The organism is Deferribacter desulfuricans SSM1, assembly GCF_000010985.1.
GTDB classification, from domain to species: Bacteria; Chrysiogenota; Deferribacteres; order Deferribacterales; family Deferribacteraceae; genus Deferribacter; species Deferribacter desulfuricans.
On record NC_013939.1, the window covers coordinates 691,666 to 707,898 of the forward strand.

Consider the following 16,233-nt stretch of genomic DNA (forward strand, 5'->3'; position numbering starts at 1 on the left):
TTACTTCCCCAAATAGTAATTAGTGATATCAATACGGTGATGCCCAAGCTCTTCTGAAATTGTCAACCTTGCTTCAATATCTATTTCTTTTGCTTCTTCCAATGTTATTCCATAATAATCAGCCATGACATTCAAATATGAGCCATTTAAAAATCCTGATTTCACAGGTGCATCAAACCCAGTTAATTCTTGGTATCTTGTCTGAGCATAATAATGCCTTTCCCCATGAAAATGATAATTTGTGCCGTTTTGTTCATTGAAACTTTTTACTACACCATAAGCAAAATTCTGCCATTGTTGAAATTTCATATCATCAGGTATCAATGAACGATTGAAATCGAACTCTTTCTTAAAATCTCTTGCATAATCTAAAAGTTCATAACCTTTATCATTAAGAATGGGAACCTTTCTTGGATTTCCACCTTTTGTACCTTTGACAACATCAAGCAGATTATCTTTTTTATGGATACCTTTTAAATCATGTAATGCCGATTCTTTAAATCTCAATCCAAAGGTTCTTTCCATTTCTACTTGAATCCTAAGGGCTATAAATCTTATATCACCAGTGGATAGATATTTCTCTGTTAAATAATCAGTAAGTTGATTATGAGTTTGTTCACTTACACTTCTATCGATATTGTAGTACCTTGAACCTCTATTTAATCCTTCAGCTTTTGCAGATAGTTTTAAATCATCTCTTCCGTAATGGTCAAATACACGATTAAGGCTTGATATAATATTGGTAGCATGGCCTAAGCCAATTTTACCATACCCACTTCACCTCTAAGATGTTCTGCAAAATCTTTCATGTGTTCGCTTGATAGCCTGGTAAGATTTTTTATTTCTAAAACCTCTTTAGCATAATTAGCCAGTTTCATTATTGCATAGGCTGTTTTTTTAATAGTCCCTTCATTACCTGATCTTACAACTTCCATTGCAAGCCTAAATGCTGCTTGCTTTCTACTTAAATCCTTTTCCCCTACAAAGTTTCTCTTTACTTTAATCTTCATACTTTACCTCCTCCAATTAAACCTTTTCACTTCTCAAAAATAGTAACTGATGGGGTCAATATAATTTTTAGGTATTTCTTGAATTATTACGTTAAGTGTTATATAGTAATATGTAAGATGATAAAAAATTTTAAGGATAAGGAAACGGAAAGACTGTTTAAAACAGGTATCAGTAAAAAGCTTCCATCACATATTATTAAAACTGCTATTAGGAAACTAGATATGTTAGATGCAGCTTATGAAATAAAAGATTTAGAAATACCTCCAGGAAACAGATTAGAAAGGCTAAAAGGTAATTTAAAAGAATACTATAGTATAAGAATAAATGATCAATATCGAATAATTTTTAAATTTGAGCAGGGAAATGCTTATGATGTTCAAATTATAGATTATCATAAATAACTAGAGAGGTAAAAAATGCCATTTATATTAAGAAGGATGCCTACACATCCAGGAGAAATACTTAGAGAAGAGTTTATGATTCCTTATGGGATAAATCAGGTTAAACTGGCTAAAGATTTAGGTGTGACATATAGAACGATTAACGAAATTGTAAATGAGAAAAGATCTATAAGCCCTGAAATGGCATTGAAGTTGGCTAAGTATTTTGGGACAACTCCAGAGTTTTGGTTGGGTTTGCAAATGAAATATGATTTATACAAAGCCAGCAAGAAGGCTGATATAGATCAGATCACACCTCTTGTACATGGTAATTAATAACGCAGGGTAATCACCCTGACAACATAAAATATTTCCAGCATTTTTCATGAATGCTTGCCTGAGCCGATAAATACATTTTTAGCGAAGTCCTACGAGTTTTAAGGCACCCGTACAGCCCACAGGCAATCTATGTAAACCGGCAAAGCCGGATTATAAGGGGGTAATTTCCGATGATGGAAAAACAGTGAGTGTCGGCACCCTCACTGTTTTAAAGACGGCAAGACCTGTAAAAACAAGCTTGCAGCCAGTTTTTCCATCATCTAGTCCAATTTTCTGTTTTTTCTGTAGAATCAATATTAATAATTATCAATGGATTATCTCTCCATAACCACATCATTCACATTGGAAATGTGAACGATGTGGTTATGCCTCCAATCTCTCCTTAATAAAAAATAATAAGATGATTTCCATTCATGAATGAATATAAATAAGTTGAAGATTAATTAGTTAATTTACATTTTTTCCGTAAAAGCGGTAAGAAGTTACTGGTAACATGAGGATATTATTAAAAAGTGCAAGCACCTTTTTAATAATATCTATGTACAATAATTCATTAATTGTAGAAAACTATTCTATCGCTACTTATTATCAATTTATTATCTATATATTATCGACTTTAACTGATTTTTATATTGACTTGTGTGGTTATAATAATTGTAATAGGTAGGTTGATAGTTTGTTATGGAGGTGAGTATGAAGAAGAAGAAATATACTTTAACTATTGATAGTGAATATTATGGAGAGGTTATTAACTTTTTAGAAAATGTTCCCCAACCGTTTAGGGGAATTGTGATAGCTGATATCCTAAATGAATATATTGAATTAATGGAAAAAGGGATAGTAAAATCTCCACATAAAAAATATTTGAAAGATATAAAAGAGGATAAAAAAGAAGATGATTTAATATCCGATAAAAACCCTAAAAATAATAATGATTCTTTACAATTTGACGAAAAAACAGAAAAAGAAGAAAGTAATCTTTCTTATGATGATATGATGAGTGAATTTGATGAATAAAGAGGGCAGTTTTTACTGCCCTTTACTATTTATCTGATTTTGCATGATGTAGAAAAACCCTCTTGCATTACTAAATTCTGAATAAGCAGGAATATAAGTGATATTCGAATATCTTTCAGGTAGATAATCTTTTAAATGATAAGCTCCACCACCAGCAACAATGATGATATCAGATTTCTTTATTTTTATCATCGTACATACCTATTAAATTTTGAATCACAGTATCAGTGTACCATTTTTTTAGTTTAATAATATCTTCTTTTAATGGGATTTTGTTGCCATATAAGTTTATACTTTCATCTTCCAGCGCTGAAACAGCTTCATGTTCCGTTAATTCTAGAGCATACTTTGATTGTATTTCTTGCTGTAATTTTACAATCAACATATTCATCCCTTTTTTAACTAAACCTCTCGAATCAGCTTTTTTAACCTTACCGTTTTGAATAACAATAAATTCGATTGTATTGTAGCCTATATCAACCACAATCCCATTTTTAACATTGCTTTGATTTGTAGAAAGATAATCAAACAAACATCCAACACCTTGAACTAAGATTTTCACATCAATTGATATTTCAACATCATTGACTGTAAAACTCTTTAACCTGTTTGACATTTCATTGATCTTATCATTGGTGTAGTATGAAAGAGGTAAACCCAGAGCAAATACCGCATTTGAATAATCAATGTTAAACTTCTCAATAATATAATAAAGGATCAACGGAGAATATTTGTGTAGAAACTCATAACTTGTAGTGACAATAGCGTCAGCTTTTGCAGCATCTCCGACAGTATAAAGCTGACCTTCAAAATAAAAATGTTTGTCTTCTTGGTAAAAGTTATCATTGAAATGATTAGATGATGGAATTGGTGCAATTGCGGTAGGGAATTTTTCTAGCCGCAAACCACTTCCCTCATTAAAAGCAACCTTTGTACTGCCAAATCCTATGTCGATACTTATAACCTTTCTCATACTCCCTCCTTAACAAATCAACCTACAACTTCTTACGCTAAATATAAAAAGAAGTGGTCAACCTTATTTTTAGGTAAACACTTAAATTTTATGTCATAAATTTTATCCACTCTTGTAACATATTGATGATCCTATTATGTATTAATATGGCAGGAGATCATTTTATGAATTTCTTGAAAAAAATAAGTGGATTTTTATGCAATAAATTTATTATCAAGCTAAATGTTATTATTATTTTTATCGCACATAATTCCTTTACTTCAGTTTAAATGCTTTGCGAAACTTTAAAAAATAAGCTTCATATCATTAGTATTTTCTTAACTCTTTAACTACTTTATACTATCATTCTAACTTTATTTATTAATCTCTTTGGTTCAAGTGATTTCACATTATCTTTTTAATATTTTAAATAATAATCTAATAATGAATCAGTAACAGCATCCCATCAAAATATCCTTTATCATTATTAGGATATTTAAAAATGACTGGATCAGAAACTTTTATTTCGTCAACAATAATACCTTTTAAAAGTTGCTTAAGCTTAATTTTTACATCAGCCAAAGATACATCATAATTTACAATTGGTATACTAAACTTTTTTTCAATTTTTTTAAACCCAGTTTCTCTAACTACTTCACCTACAAAAATATTTTTCCCTTCAATCCATTTATTTGTATTCCATATTTTTACAATAATTCTTGGAAGTGCTTTATCTTTATTTTCTAAATATACAAAAATGTAATCCTGTGGTTTATTATTATAAAAACTATAAAAAACAGGTAATAATTTTCTACTTTTATCTAGTAAAGAATAAAAGGATTTTCCTATCTTTTTTATTGTAAAATCACTATATCTTATAAATCCATTTTTAACAAATAAATCTGAGATATCACTTTTATCTGTTAAAATAATAAAAGAAATTGGAACTTCTTCTAGGCCAAAAAGATTTTGAGTATAAATAGATAACACGCCTTTTTTTATATTATCCGAGAGATTACCTTTTAATACTTGTTTTTTTGGTTTAAGTATTTTGACTGATGATAATGTTTGTTCGGTTTTATCCAAAGAATAATAACAACTTACAGATAACAAAACTATACTGGAAGTTATCGCAACTGCTTTTTTTATATATTCACCTTTATTTGGTATCAATTTTTTATAATCTTCATGAGAAGATTTAAAAATATAGTATTCATAAGCCGTTATCATTATAGATAGCCAAATTAATCCTGAAACATAAGCACCAATAACATCACTAAACCAGTGTACACCCAAATAGATTCTACTAAATCCTATCAAGAAAACTATTATAATTGACGAAAAATAATAAATTTTTTTAATATAATTATTTTTAACTACTTTAAATATTAAAAAACCGGCAAAACCATAGGTAATAAAAGACATAAATGCATGCCCACTAGGAAACGAAGGTGTTATTTCATTAAAATAGTGATAAATTGCAACTGGTCTTTCTCTATTAAAAATATATTTAAGTGAAATAAGAAATATCAAACCACCAAAAAAATTTACAGCGAAGAATAATAATTCTTTAATTTTTTTATAACTAATTAATATTATACTGATACTAATAAAAAAAAGAATAATAGGTAGTTTACTACCAAGGTATGTAAAAAATATGAAAATTTCATTTGCAATTGAAGTATGAAATTTTTGTAGAAAATTGAATAAATTTAAGTCAAAACTAACTAAAGGGTCATTAAATATGATGTCTTCAACTATACCAAAGAATAAATATGTAAAAAAAACTGTAAAGATTATTCCTGTTGTTATAATCAAACCAGTTTCTTTTTCAGGATCAAGTCTTTTCTTAAGTATCTCAAATATACGTGGCGCTTTATTTTTCAAAATTTTGATAATATGAGGTTCAATTGACTCTTCTTTAGTTGACAGTATCAATAATTTTATAAATTTACTAATAATAGAAAAAAATAATTTAGATATTTTGATAATAAGGTAAATTAGTAATATCAGTATTATAAATAATAAACTTAGTTTTCCAAAAATCTTTTCTATATATTGCCAGCTAGCACCAAATAAATAACCTCCACCTATATAAATAACACCCCAAAGTATGCCACTAATTATTGCGTAAATATTAAACTTTAATTCCTTCATATTCATAAGACCTGCCATAAAAGGTACTACAGGTCTTACGGGGCCAACAAATCTACCAAAAAATACACTTTTGCCCCCATGTTTTTGGAAAAAAACTTTACCTAATTCGATGTATTTCTCTATTTTTTCATAAATTTTGCTTTTTTGTATTTTATTACCGTAGTATTTTGCCAGATAATAGCTTGCCACATCGGCTAGAATAGCTCCAGATACTGATGATATCATTAAAATCCATATATCCAAAACACCTCTTGACGCTAAAAAACCAGTTGTAACTGTAATTATAGCTCCAGGAATGATAATACCTATAAATGCAAAAGATTCTGCAAATGCCATAATAAAAGATAATACATACACCAGTATCTGATGATTACTTATAGAAATTATTGTATTTTTAATAAATTCTTCCATGTCTCTACTCCATATTTATTGGTAACATAACTTTAAATTCAGTGTATGTTTCTCCATCGCTATCCACTGTAATTTCACCCTTATGAACTTTGACTATTTCTTTAACAATTGATAAACCTAGACCAAAGCTACCTTCACGATTAGTTCTTGATTGATCTATCTGGTAAAAACGATCAAATATTAAATATATTTTATCTGAAGTTATCCCTTTACCGCTGTTATAAATAGACAGAACAACTTTAATATCTTCTTTATATAAGTTAATCTTAACAATACCATTTTTATTAGAATATTTAATAGCATTGTCTAAAAGATTCATAAACATTCTTTTAATTAATTCTCTACTGCCCACTATAAAAATTTCTTCCATATTTTTTTCTAATTTTATCTTTTTTTGTTTTATTTTAATATCATAAATTTCTAAAAGTTCTTTAATTAAACATGTTAAATTCATCTTTTTAAAATTTTTGAATTGCATATTAGATTCTAGGGACAGAAGCATAAGTAAATTTTTAATTAATAAAGAAAGTCTTTGGATAGTTATATAAATTTGGACTATCTCTTTTTTATCTTTTTCACTAATAGCTGAATTCTGAATCAACTTTTCCAATGATAATAGTATAATAGTGAGAGGAGTTTTTAATTCATGAGAAATATTAGACATAAACTCTTTTTCCCTTTTAAATTGTTTATCCAGTCTTTCTAACATTTCATTTAAAGAGCTAACCAGGAAATAGATCTCATCCTTTTCTTTAGGAACTGGTATTTTCATTGATAAGTTTGATGAATTAACTTTTGAAATGTTTTTAATTATATTCTGAAAGGGTGAAAGTATTTTATCAGTCAACCAATTAGTAATTAATATTAATATTATTAAACATAAAAGAAACATTATAAATAATATTTTTGATAGCTGGACAATTTGCTCATCAATGTGTTCGATCGGTTTCCCTAGTAATAAAAAAGTTTCACTATTAAGTTTATATATCTTTACTCTAAATAGAACTTCACCCCATTTATCTTGTCCTATATCTAATATTTCTTTTGAAATTTTTAATCTAAAGTTATAAGCGTCTTTTTTATTGTAAAATGGTATATATATTCTTTTAGCAATGTTATTCTCATATAAGGTATTATTTGAGCTGGTTATTACCTTAATAAAATAATTTTTATTATTAATAAATTTTTTATTATTGGATAATAAGTTGTTTTTAATATTCTTAGCTATTACATCCAGTTCTGAGTCGACCGACTTATATATCATATTTTTCATATAAAAGAAAATTGTTAATGTAAACAAAATTACTAAGGTAGTAAAAGAGAAAAAAATTAAAATACGAACTCTGTTTTTTATACTCATATTAACCTTTTAAAAGATAACCTATACCTCTTACTGTTTGTATAATTTTATATTCTTTGTCACCGATTTTCTTTCTTATATTTTTAATATGTACATCTAAAAAATTAGACATACTGAAAGGATCAAACTCATCCCCCCAAACATATTCGATTATTGCAAACTTTGAAACAACTTTATTTCTGTTTGAAACTAAATATTCAATTATCCCATATTCTTTAGATGTAAGTTGTACTTCGCTATCATTTATATAAACTTTTCTTGTATTTAAATCTATTTTTAAGTTATATATTGAAATGATTTGTTCATACTGAGAAAAAGTCCTTCTTAAAATTGCTTTTACCCTTGCTATTAATTCAGCTATTGAAAATGGTTTTGATAAATAGTCATCAGCTCCACTATTCAAACCTTTTATTCTATCATCTATTTCACCTTTGGCAGATATCATCAGGACAGGAGTTAATATTTTATTTTCTCTAATATGTTTCAAAATATTATATCCATTTATTTCTGGTAACATAATATCAAGTATAATTAAATCATAAGGGGAACTAAGGATCTTTTCCAAACCGGTAGCACCATCAAAAGAGACATCTACTGTGTAACCTTCTTCAGATAATATCTCTTTTATCTGTTTATTTAACTGTTTTTCATCTTCAATAATTAGTATTTTTGCCATTTTACTCTTTATAATTTATTAATATAAGGAATACGCTTAATTATTAAACTAACTATTTTATCTAAAAATAAATTTATTTTGTAAAGTTTATGTTGTAATTTAAAAATTATCGTTGTAGAAATCACTGAAACAATAAATGATCCTAAAATATCGAAAGGGAAATGTGCGCCAACATATACTCTACTAAATCCCACAACAATAGCTAACATAAACAAAATAATTCCTTCAAAAACAATACCAAAAATAACCAAAGCAATGGATATGGAAAACACAAGTGTAGCATGATCACTCGGAAATGAAGTCTCTAATGAATGATGTATTAATGTGTGTCCTATTCCAAGTTCAAAAGGCCTTGGGTGATAGTAAAAAAGTGTAATGATAAAATTAAGTAATAAACCTAAACATGCCGAATAAAAAATAAAATAAGCCTTATCTTTGTCATTAAAAAAATAACAGTATAAAATAATTAATATATAAAAATATGGAGAATAATTAGCTATATTAATAAAAATATGATCAAGTATTTTATTTCCAGATAGTGAATTTATTAATAAAAATAATTTTACATTTACATTTTCCATAAATCCATCAATAACAAAATGTTTATGAAGAATTCGTGAAGATGATAGTTTTGATTTTTGTATAATAAGTATTTTGTTATCAACATTAACAAGCTTTTTATTAAGTTGCCAATTATGAGACAGTATATTAATGATTTCAAATTAATAGTAAAGGGTGTTGCACAGTAAAATTTATGTAACATATTGATAATTAATCTATTATCTGCTAAAATATGCTTAATTTTGGATAAAGAGGGGGTAATTATGCCTTCAAAAGAGATAAAAGGGATGACAGTATCAGATATAGCAGCTCAAGATAAATTATCAAAACAAAAGCGCAATAGATTAAGGTTTTTAAATGAGTTAATAAACTTTTCAAAAATTGAGAAAAAGCTAAAGAAGAAGTACAAATACACAGAGAATGCAAGTGGTCAACCAGCCTATCCACCGTTATTACTGTTCAAGATAGTATTTTTGCAGAATTTGTACAATTTAAGTGATTATGAGATAGAGGAAGCCTTACATGACAGATTAAGTTTTATGGATTTTGTGGGATTATCGATGGAAGATGCTGTACCAGATCATTCTACAATAAGCAGATTTAGGAAGAGATTATGTGAGTTAAATTTGGATAAGGTATTATTTGAAGAAATAAACAGACAGCTCAAGCAATCTGGATTTATTTTAGAAAAAGGAGTGATAGTTGATGCTACAGTAATAGAAGCTAAGAGTCGTCCAAATAAATGTATAGAGCCCAAAAATGAAGAAGAATCTTCATCAAAAGAAGAAACAGCAAAGGAAGGGGACGTGGATATCAACTATTCCAGAGAAGAGGAAGCTAGTTGGTTAAAGAAGGGAAATGAAGTTTATTATGGTTATAAGGCGCATGTAGTGAGTGATGCAATAGATGGTTTTATTTTAGCAGTAAATATGACAGGGGCAAATGTACATGAGTCAGGCTGTTTAGAGTCATTGATATCAGAGTTAAGAGATAAGGGTTACAATGTTCCAATAGTATTTGCAGATAAGGGATATAGTAGCAAGAAGAATCGAGATATGTTGAAGTCAAAAGATATAGAAGATTTTATTATGCATAAGAAGGTAAAGGGTGGGAAATTAAGTGAATTACAAAAAAAGCTAAATAATTTGTGTAAGCAGGTGAGATATAAAATTGAGCGTAGTTTTGGTACATTGAAGAGTCAGTATGGTCTAAATAGATCGAGATATATGGGTTTGCGTAAGGTGTTGTATGAATTTCTGATGAAATCGATATGTTTTAACGTAACAAAAGCAATCAGATTATGTTTTTAAAGGTGTATTGCGCCCAAAATTAGGGATTTTAGATGATTTGGAGTTATTTGAGGAGGTGAACAAGGAATAAAAAGCCAAAAAGCAATAAAAATTGAGTAGAAAATTGAGCAAAATTTAAGAAAATGATGAAAATTGGAAAATACAGAAATTATGCAATAACCTTTAGTAAGTAACTTTTTATAAACAGATCCCTTTTGTCAATTATTCATTCTCAACTTAACAGCAGATTCACAATTAGTTATACACATTATTTAGTGAAAATTTATCCATTAAAATGTTATTTTATAAGTTAAATGATATTTTTATCCCTTCTATAACCATACTTGTTCCAATAATTGCTATAATTAATCCCATTATTTTTTCGATGACAGCTATTACATTGTCTCCAATCTTTTTTGCAATGAACTCGCTTAAGCTAAATGATATATAAGTTAATAAACACATAATTCCAAAAATAAGTATAACTAAAAAAATGTGGATATATGATGAATGGGCAACAAAATTCATGGCTGTTACGATTGTACCTGGCCCTGCTAAAATTGGTATTGCTAAAGGAGAAACGGCTATATTTTCATCAATATTAACTTTTTCTAAATGTTTGATAGTTGACTTTTTAGACCGCAACATTTCAAAACCTACAAAGAAAATTAATATACCTCCTGTTATCTTAAATGCTGGTATTGAAATTCCAAATAGTTCAAATATTAATTTTCCTGAAATTACAAATACAGTAACTATAATAAAAGCTGTGACTACTGCTTTTAAATTTATTTTTTGTTTTGTTTTTCTATCAGCTCCTTCAACTAAACTTAAAAATATTGGCATATTTGAGATAGGGTTCATAATTGCAAAAAAACCAGTAAAAACGGTAAGGGAAAAAGTAAATAAATTATCCATATTATTTCCTTTCTGTTTTTTTATAAATCCATTCCATTAAAAAACAAATACTAATAATAGCTATTGATATTATAACACCAATAAAATTTGATTTGCATTGTTGGTTGATCAAAATTAATATTGCAACCAAGCATAAAATAAAACCTGTTAATGAAATTATTTTATTACTGCCTGTTTCTTTAGATAATCTATAACCAACAAAATTGACGGCACTAAAAATTAATAAGAAACCAATGCTTCCAGCTGTAGATATACTTTCTAATTTGAGAATGTTGACTAAAATAAACGTAGTTAAAGCTGTAATTATTAGTCCTATGGGCTTATTCCAAAGTTTTGAAAGGAAATGGTGTGGCAGTTCATCATCTTCGGCGATTTCAAAATTTACCCTGCTACCGCCTAATAAAGATGCATTAATGGCTGAAAAGGTGGAAATAAGAGCTGCGATAGTAATAATTTTAAAACCAATTGATCCTAACATAGGTTTAGCAGCTTCTGCCAAAACATAATCTTGTGCTGTTGTTATTTCAGAAAAAGGTAATGAGCCTACAGTCACTAAAGCTATTGTGAAGTAAAGTAATATGACAAAAATTACAGAAAAGTAGTAAGCTTTAGGAATATTTTTTTCAGGATTAATAATATCAGGTACCGCATTCGCTATCAATTCAAATCCTTCATAGGCGACAAAAATCACCATACCTCCAGCAAATAATTTTAATGGAGATTTCCAGTTAGAAACATTTAACTGGTATACATTAGGATTACCTATCAAACCATATGATCCTATGATAATAAATGCAATTAAAATAATTAACTTGATAACTACAGCATACGATTCTATTTTGCCCACAACTACAATACTATAATAGTTTATTATGGACGCTAAGATGATAATGGCACTGGCATAAATATGAAAATCAGTAGTTTTGTTGTGTGTTAATTCCAATAAATTGGGTGCGTAAGAACCAAAGGCCGAAGCATAAAGCGAAAGCATAATTATATAGCTTACCCATAAAAGATTATTGATTGCACCGCTAAAAACCGTTTTACCAAAGCCTTGATTGATAAATTTTACAGTACCTCCTCTATCGGGATATGTTTTTGAAAGGTTAACATAACTGTACGATGTCAATAATGCTATAATTCCAGCAAATAAAAAAGCTATAGGTGTCCCCCCTTTTGCTAAAGATACTGCTAGTCCAAGCACAGCAAAAATACCACCACCTACCATCCCTCCAATGCCTATGGAAATAGCTTCTTTCAATCCTATTTTTCTATTCATTGTAATATATCCGGTATTTTTTATTTATTGTTATAAGTTTGTTATCATTAACAATAACTACAATAATTTGGAATTTCAACCTTGAAATATAAGTTAGTATATAAGAGTTTTGTGTAAAGATTGAAATAAATATATTTATTGTAATTTTCAAATAGTTTTAGGAAAATAAAAAATAAGAAGAGAGATACCTTATGCAATTAATATTATTTATAAATATCGAAAGATGAAATAGTAGAATTTATTTTTAGTGGTAAGAAATAAACGAGCTGAAAAATATGGGAGATTACAGTATAAGAATTATTACACTAGGATAAATTATAATACAATTGCATTTTTACTTTTCTATTGATATTATTCTATAATTATTTTTTGATAGATAAAATTCATTAAAAAAGAAAAGTAAAATTCCAAAAGCAAGTGGAATTAAAAAATATACTAATCTGAATATAAATAATGACCCTACCAATGCATTTACTTCGTAATAATTTTTTAGATAAAAGATCATTATTCCATCAAAAACACCTGTACCACCAGGAACATGACTGCTAACTGCCGTAATTTGCGACACTAAATAAATAGGTAAATATTTAAAAAAACCGATACTATGATTAGGAAGTAAAAAGTAAAAAATAAGCCCTAAAAGAAGCCAGTCTAGAGTAGATATTGTAAATTGAAGTAATAATATTTTTGGCTTTGCAATTGGGTAAAGAATGGCGCCAGATATAATTTTTTTCTGCTTTAAAAAAGAAAGAATAAAAAATATTAAAACTATTATCAAGGCTACTAAACCAAGTAGTTTGGCCTGAATTGTAAAGTGAATAAATGGTAATGACAATGAATAGCCAGGCTCTATAAATAAAAATACTACAAAACTTAGAGCGATAAGCCCTAACCAATAAATCCAGGAAAATAAAATCATATAATTGGTAATAAGTATTGGTGACATCCCAATTTTAGTCAGATATCTAAACCTTAGTGCACCACCCATAATTGCACCAAAGCCCAAATTATTGTTTAAAATAAATGAGGTTAATGAGTATAAAAATACTTTTTTATAGGGTATTTTTAACTTTATCTGTTTTACCGTAATCAAATCGTAAAAAGTAACGATGAAATAATTTAAAGCAGTTAATATAGCTACCAAAGTAATCATTTTACTATCAATAAGTAAAACAGCACTTTTAACCTCTTCCCAGGATAAACTATGGAATATTTTTGCCAGAAAGGTAAATGTAAGGTATAAAATAACCAAAATTATTAATATATTAACTGCTTTTAGTATGTGTTTTTTCATTTATTCTGTTTTCTCTTATAAAATAAATATTCAAAATACATATCAACTAACAAAGCTATAATAAAAATGACAAGAATAATTTGTTTTAAATATATTTTACCTAAAGTAGCAAAATAAAGCTTGGCGATATTCCAATACTTTTTAATACCTATTAAAACAACATTTTTATCAATTTTTACGACTTCGGTACTGATATTTTCATTGCTAACATTTACTTTTATATAGTGATAAAAATTTGAATTCGGATCAGTACCTTTTAGTTCTGCACCAGCACCACCGGTAATTATATGTTTTAATCCCCTTTTTGTGTAAGTATAAAATCCATGTATATGTGATTCAAAAAGTATTGTTACATTATATTTTATAAATAAATCTTCCAATTCTCTTGCAAAATCAGGATTTTTTAAAGCATGAGCAAACTTAACCCCACCTTTGTCAAAATCTCTAGGATCCCAAAGTGGAACATGCATAAAAACAAATCTATATTTTAAATTTTGTGAATTTTTTAACTGTTCTTCAAGCCAAAATAACTGTTCATCAGATATATTTTTTTCATTACTATTATCAAGCATAATAAATTTTGAATTACCCAGTGTAAAACTGTAATAAAATCTACCAAATATCGTATGATAAAAATAGTGATTTTGAAAAGCTACATCATGATTCCCTGGTAAAACTAAGGTAGGTATCTGAATATTTTTCCACTGGTTTAAAAAAGCCTGATAAGTTTCTTTAGTAGGATACATAACCAAATCGCCGCCAATTACAGCAAAAAGCAATGTATCATCCTGGTTTATTTTTTCTATTATATAATCAAAAATTGATGAATTTTTATTATCCCCCATAACTGCAAAAGAAAAATCTCCACCGTTATATCTATTATTTATTTCCTGCAAAGATTTAAAGTTTAAATCGTGTTCTTCTATCTTTTTCAAATCACCCAATTCTGACCAAACCCAAAATATAATTATTAAAATAATTAAAATGATTCTTAGGTATTTCCTTTTACTGAAATAACCGGTAATAATTTCACCTGTCTTCATTTTTTTCCCCATCTTGTTTGATAATTTTTACAATTTCATCAGAAGCATATGTTTTTTTTATTTTATTTATGTTTTCTCTCATAAAATTTAATTTAGTATCATTATTAAGCAAATTTAAAACTTTTTTTACTAATAAGTGCGAATCTTCTTGTGAAAATTCAGCACAATTATTTTTTGTTAAATATAAAGCATTATTTGTCTCTTGATATGGAATAGGGTCAATAAGAAACATTGGTACACCACAAGCTAAAGCCTCGCTGACAGTCAATCCACCTGGCTTAGTAATAACTAAGTCAGAAGCGGTTAAATATTCTTCAATATTATTTACAAATCCTAATTTCTGCAAATTTATATATTCATTGCTTTCAAAATATTTTATTTTTCCCAATAGGTTTTTATTTCTTCCGGCAATGACAATTAAATTTAGATATTTATTAGAAATAAATATCTCTTGAATTATATCAAATATTCTCTTCTCACTTATAGCACTACCAATTAGAAGCAAGGTTTTTCTTGAATCGTCAATATTTAACTTAGCTCTAAGGTTTTCCGAATCTATTTTTTTTCTAAATTTATCTGCTATTGGAATACCGGTAATATGGATTTTATCGCTTCTAACACCAAGCTTTATTAATTCATCTTTTACTTCTTCATTTGCTACAAAGTAGCAGTCAATATTTTTGTCATACCACATTTTATGTAATCCATAATCAGTAACTGTTACATATATCTTTCCATGAAATATTCCATCATCTTTCATCTTTGACAAAATATTGGCAGGGAGGAAATGAGTGCAAACTGCTTTTTCTACTGAGTTTTCTTTTATGAAGGATACAAAACCTTCCACATTATCAAGACTTAACTTATCGATAATGCTAAGTATTTTACTTTTATCCCTATTTCTATCAGTAATTTTATAAATAGTTTTACAGGCTAAGTGGGAATGCTCACCAATAAAATCATATATTGAGCTGTATGACCATTGGAATAACTTGTTTGTAAAAAACAGTACATCTATGATATAATAACAAATATCATTTTTTATAAAACTTTCAGCCAAAGCCCTTGCTGCTATTTTGTGTCCATTACCTGCCGTTACATAAAATAACCCTATTGGTTTGTTAACAGTCATAAATAGTCTCCAAAAGTATTAAATATATAAACATACCGCATTGAATGCTTTCATTATTATCTTTCATATGTATTTCATAATTTTTAATCATAAAATTATTAATAATAAAATCGTAATATATCTCTAATCCTATGTTGAACTAAATTTATTGTTTAGGTTCTTTTTCAAAATTATTTTTTAAATAATTATATAATAATATCTTATTAACATATAAATTTTATCAGCATTTAAATTACCTTTTAGCATATTTTATAATAATCCATTTATTATATTATTTTTTCTACATCAAACGTTATCATAACATTTATGAAGAAATTATGAAGATAGATTTACTTTTCAACACTCACCATAGTTCAACTAATGCGTAAGATTTTTATCTCCTTGAAATTTATCATAAAATTTAACCCTTTTATT

General features: G+C 27.6%; 17 protein-coding genes. 4 read left to right on the forward strand and 13 right to left on the reverse strand.

All coding sequences use genetic code 11. The features are described from left to right. Both DEFDS_RS13215 and DEFDS_RS13220 read right to left on the reverse strand, forming a co-directional pair. Window positions 1-762: an integrase domain-containing protein gene (locus DEFDS_RS13215; RefSeq protein WP_331385859.1), complete on the reverse strand. Its 762-nt coding sequence runs from the start codon at window positions 760-762 to the stop codon at window positions 1-3. Beyond that, on the reverse strand, window positions 753-1,010 hold the full coding sequence (locus DEFDS_RS13220) for a hypothetical protein (protein WP_013007443.1): 258 nt from the start codon (window positions 1,008-1,010) through the stop codon (window positions 753-755). The genes DEFDS_RS13215 and DEFDS_RS13220 overlap by 10 nt, the downstream gene beginning before the upstream one ends. Before the next feature lie 117 nt (window positions 1,011-1,127). Between DEFDS_RS13220 and DEFDS_RS03605 the strand changes: the two genes are divergently transcribed. From DEFDS_RS03605 to DEFDS_RS03615, 3 genes are all read left to right on the forward strand, one after another. Then, entirely contained in the window at window positions 1,128-1,412 is a 285-nt protein-coding gene (locus DEFDS_RS03605) for a type II toxin-antitoxin system RelE/ParE family toxin (RefSeq protein WP_013007444.1), read from the forward strand. A 15-nt stretch (window positions 1,413-1,427) separates the two neighbouring features. Then, entirely contained in the window at window positions 1,428-1,727 is a 300-nt protein-coding gene (locus DEFDS_RS03610) for a HigA family addiction module antitoxin (RefSeq protein WP_013007445.1), read from the forward strand. A 696-nt stretch (window positions 1,728-2,423) separates the two neighbouring features. Next, a complete protein-coding gene (locus DEFDS_RS03615; RefSeq protein WP_013007446.1) occupies window positions 2,424-2,747 on the forward strand; it encodes a hypothetical protein in 324 nt (107 codons plus the stop codon). A gap of 12 nt (window positions 2,748-2,759) precedes the next feature. Here DEFDS_RS03615 and DEFDS_RS03620 read toward each other — a convergent pair whose 3' ends face one another. The 6 genes from DEFDS_RS03620 to DEFDS_RS03645 form a co-directional block, all read right to left on the reverse strand. After that, entirely contained in the window at window positions 2,760-2,939 is a 180-nt protein-coding gene (locus DEFDS_RS03620; RefSeq protein WP_041223596.1) for a hypothetical protein, read from the reverse strand. Then, on the reverse strand, window positions 2,917-3,720 hold the full coding sequence (locus tag DEFDS_RS03625) for a ParM/StbA family protein (protein ID WP_013007447.1): 804 nt from the start codon (window positions 3,718-3,720) through the stop codon (window positions 2,917-2,919). The genes DEFDS_RS03620 and DEFDS_RS03625 overlap by 23 nt, the downstream gene beginning before the upstream one ends. A gap of 417 nt (window positions 3,721-4,137) precedes the next feature. Then, window positions 4,138-6,267 carry an LssY C-terminal domain-containing protein gene (locus tag DEFDS_RS03630; protein ID WP_013007448.1) on the reverse strand — a complete coding sequence of 710 codons (2,130 nt, stop codon included), beginning with the start codon at window positions 6,265-6,267 and terminating at the stop codon, window positions 4,138-4,140. Between the two features lie 4 nt (window positions 6,268-6,271). Next, window positions 6,272-7,540, reverse strand: a complete 1,269-nt coding sequence (locus DEFDS_RS03635) for a sensor histidine kinase (protein ID WP_161595869.1) — start codon at window positions 7,538-7,540, stop codon at window positions 6,272-6,274. Window positions 7,541-7,628: 88 nt separating this feature from the next. Beyond that, the gene (locus DEFDS_RS03640; RefSeq protein WP_013007450.1) at window positions 7,629-8,303 is read right to left on the reverse strand and encodes a response regulator transcription factor; all 675 of its coding nucleotides are present in this window, start codon (window positions 8,301-8,303) and stop codon (window positions 7,629-7,631) included. Between the two features lie 8 nt (window positions 8,304-8,311). After that, window positions 8,312-8,884, reverse strand: a complete 573-nt coding sequence (locus DEFDS_RS03645; protein ID WP_013007451.1) for an undecaprenyl-diphosphatase — start codon at window positions 8,882-8,884, stop codon at window positions 8,312-8,314. 243 nt (window positions 8,885-9,127) lie between these two features. Between DEFDS_RS03645 and DEFDS_RS03650 the strand changes: the two genes are divergently transcribed. Continuing rightward, window positions 9,128-10,174, forward strand: coding sequence for an IS5 family transposase (locus tag DEFDS_RS03650; RefSeq protein ID WP_013007452.1), 1,047 nt, complete (start codon window positions 9,128-9,130; stop codon window positions 10,172-10,174). Window positions 10,175-10,456: 282 nt separating this feature from the next. Here DEFDS_RS03650 and DEFDS_RS03655 read toward each other — a convergent pair whose 3' ends face one another. The 5 genes from DEFDS_RS03655 to DEFDS_RS03675 all read right to left on the reverse strand — a co-directional run bounded on the left by DEFDS_RS03655 (window position 10,457) and on the right by DEFDS_RS03675 (window position 15,819). Next, window positions 10,457-11,071, reverse strand: coding sequence for a MarC family protein (locus DEFDS_RS03655; RefSeq protein WP_013007453.1), 615 nt, complete (start codon window positions 11,069-11,071; stop codon window positions 10,457-10,459). A gap of 1 nt (window position 11,072) precedes the next feature. Further along, window positions 11,073-12,350: an APC family permease gene (locus DEFDS_RS03660; RefSeq protein ID WP_013007454.1), complete on the reverse strand. Its 1,278-nt coding sequence runs from the start codon at window positions 12,348-12,350 to the stop codon at window positions 11,073-11,075. A 334-nt stretch (window positions 12,351-12,684) separates the two neighbouring features. Next, window positions 12,685-13,644, reverse strand: a complete 960-nt coding sequence (locus DEFDS_RS03665) for a lysylphosphatidylglycerol synthase domain-containing protein (protein WP_013007455.1) — start codon at window positions 13,642-13,644, stop codon at window positions 12,685-12,687. Beyond that, window positions 13,641-14,687, reverse strand: coding sequence for a metallophosphoesterase family protein (locus tag DEFDS_RS03670; RefSeq protein ID WP_013007456.1), 1,047 nt, complete (start codon window positions 14,685-14,687; stop codon window positions 13,641-13,643). Before DEFDS_RS03670 ends, DEFDS_RS03665 begins: the two co-directional genes overlap by 4 nt. Next, window positions 14,674-15,819, reverse strand: coding sequence for an MGDG synthase family glycosyltransferase (locus tag DEFDS_RS03675; protein WP_013007457.1), 1,146 nt, complete (start codon window positions 15,817-15,819; stop codon window positions 14,674-14,676). Before DEFDS_RS03675 ends, DEFDS_RS03670 begins: the two co-directional genes overlap by 14 nt. Between the last annotated feature and the right edge of the window lie 414 nt (window positions 15,820-16,233).

What these genes read in the sequence shown, in the direction of transcription:
- DEFDS_RS13220 (WP_013007443.1), bottom strand. Translation starts at nt 1,010, where the DNA reads ATGAAGATTAAAGTAAAGAGAAACTTTGTAGGGGAAAAGGATTTAAGT.
- DEFDS_RS03605 (WP_013007444.1), top strand. Translation starts at nt 1,128, where the DNA reads ATGATAAAAAATTTTAAGGATAAGGAAACGGAAAGACTGTTTAAAACA.
- DEFDS_RS03610 (WP_013007445.1), top strand. Translation starts at nt 1,428, where the DNA reads ATGCCATTTATATTAAGAAGGATGCCTACACATCCAGGAGAAATACTT.
- DEFDS_RS03615 (WP_013007446.1), top strand. Translation starts at nt 2,424, where the DNA reads ATGAAGAAGAAGAAATATACTTTAACTATTGATAGTGAATATTATGGA.
- DEFDS_RS03620 (WP_041223596.1), bottom strand. Translation starts at nt 2,939, where the DNA reads ATGATAAAAATAAAGAAATCTGATATCATCATTGTTGCTGGTGGTGGA.
- DEFDS_RS03625 (WP_013007447.1), bottom strand. Translation starts at nt 3,720, where the DNA reads ATGAGAAAGGTTATAAGTATCGACATAGGATTTGGCAGTACAAAGGTT.
- DEFDS_RS03630 (WP_013007448.1), bottom strand. Translation starts at nt 6,267, where the DNA reads ATGGAAGAATTTATTAAAAATACAATAATTTCTATAAGTAATCATCAG.
- DEFDS_RS03635 (WP_161595869.1), bottom strand. Translation starts at nt 7,540, where the DNA reads ATGAAAAATATGATATATAAGTCGGTCGACTCAGAACTGGATGTAATA.
- DEFDS_RS03640 (WP_013007450.1), bottom strand. Translation starts at nt 8,303, where the DNA reads ATGGCAAAAATACTAATTATTGAAGATGAAAAACAGTTAAATAAACAG.
- DEFDS_RS03645 (WP_013007451.1), bottom strand. Translation starts at nt 8,884, where the DNA reads ATGGAAAATGTAAATGTAAAATTATTTTTATTAATAAATTCACTATCT.
- DEFDS_RS03650 (WP_013007452.1), top strand. Translation starts at nt 9,128, where the DNA reads ATGCCTTCAAAAGAGATAAAAGGGATGACAGTATCAGATATAGCAGCT.
- DEFDS_RS03655 (WP_013007453.1), bottom strand. Translation starts at nt 11,071, where the DNA reads ATGGATAATTTATTTACTTTTTCCCTTACCGTTTTTACTGGTTTTTTT.
- DEFDS_RS03660 (WP_013007454.1), bottom strand. Translation starts at nt 12,350, where the DNA reads ATGAATAGAAAAATAGGATTGAAAGAAGCTATTTCCATAGGCATTGGA.
- DEFDS_RS03665 (WP_013007455.1), bottom strand. Translation starts at nt 13,644, where the DNA reads ATGAAAAAACACATACTAAAAGCAGTTAATATATTAATAATTTTGGTT.
- DEFDS_RS03670 (WP_013007456.1), bottom strand. Translation starts at nt 14,687, where the DNA reads ATGAAGACAGGTGAAATTATTACCGGTTATTTCAGTAAAAGGAAATAC.
- DEFDS_RS03675 (WP_013007457.1), bottom strand. Translation starts at nt 15,819, where the DNA reads ATGACTGTTAACAAACCAATAGGGTTATTTTATGTAACGGCAGGTAAT.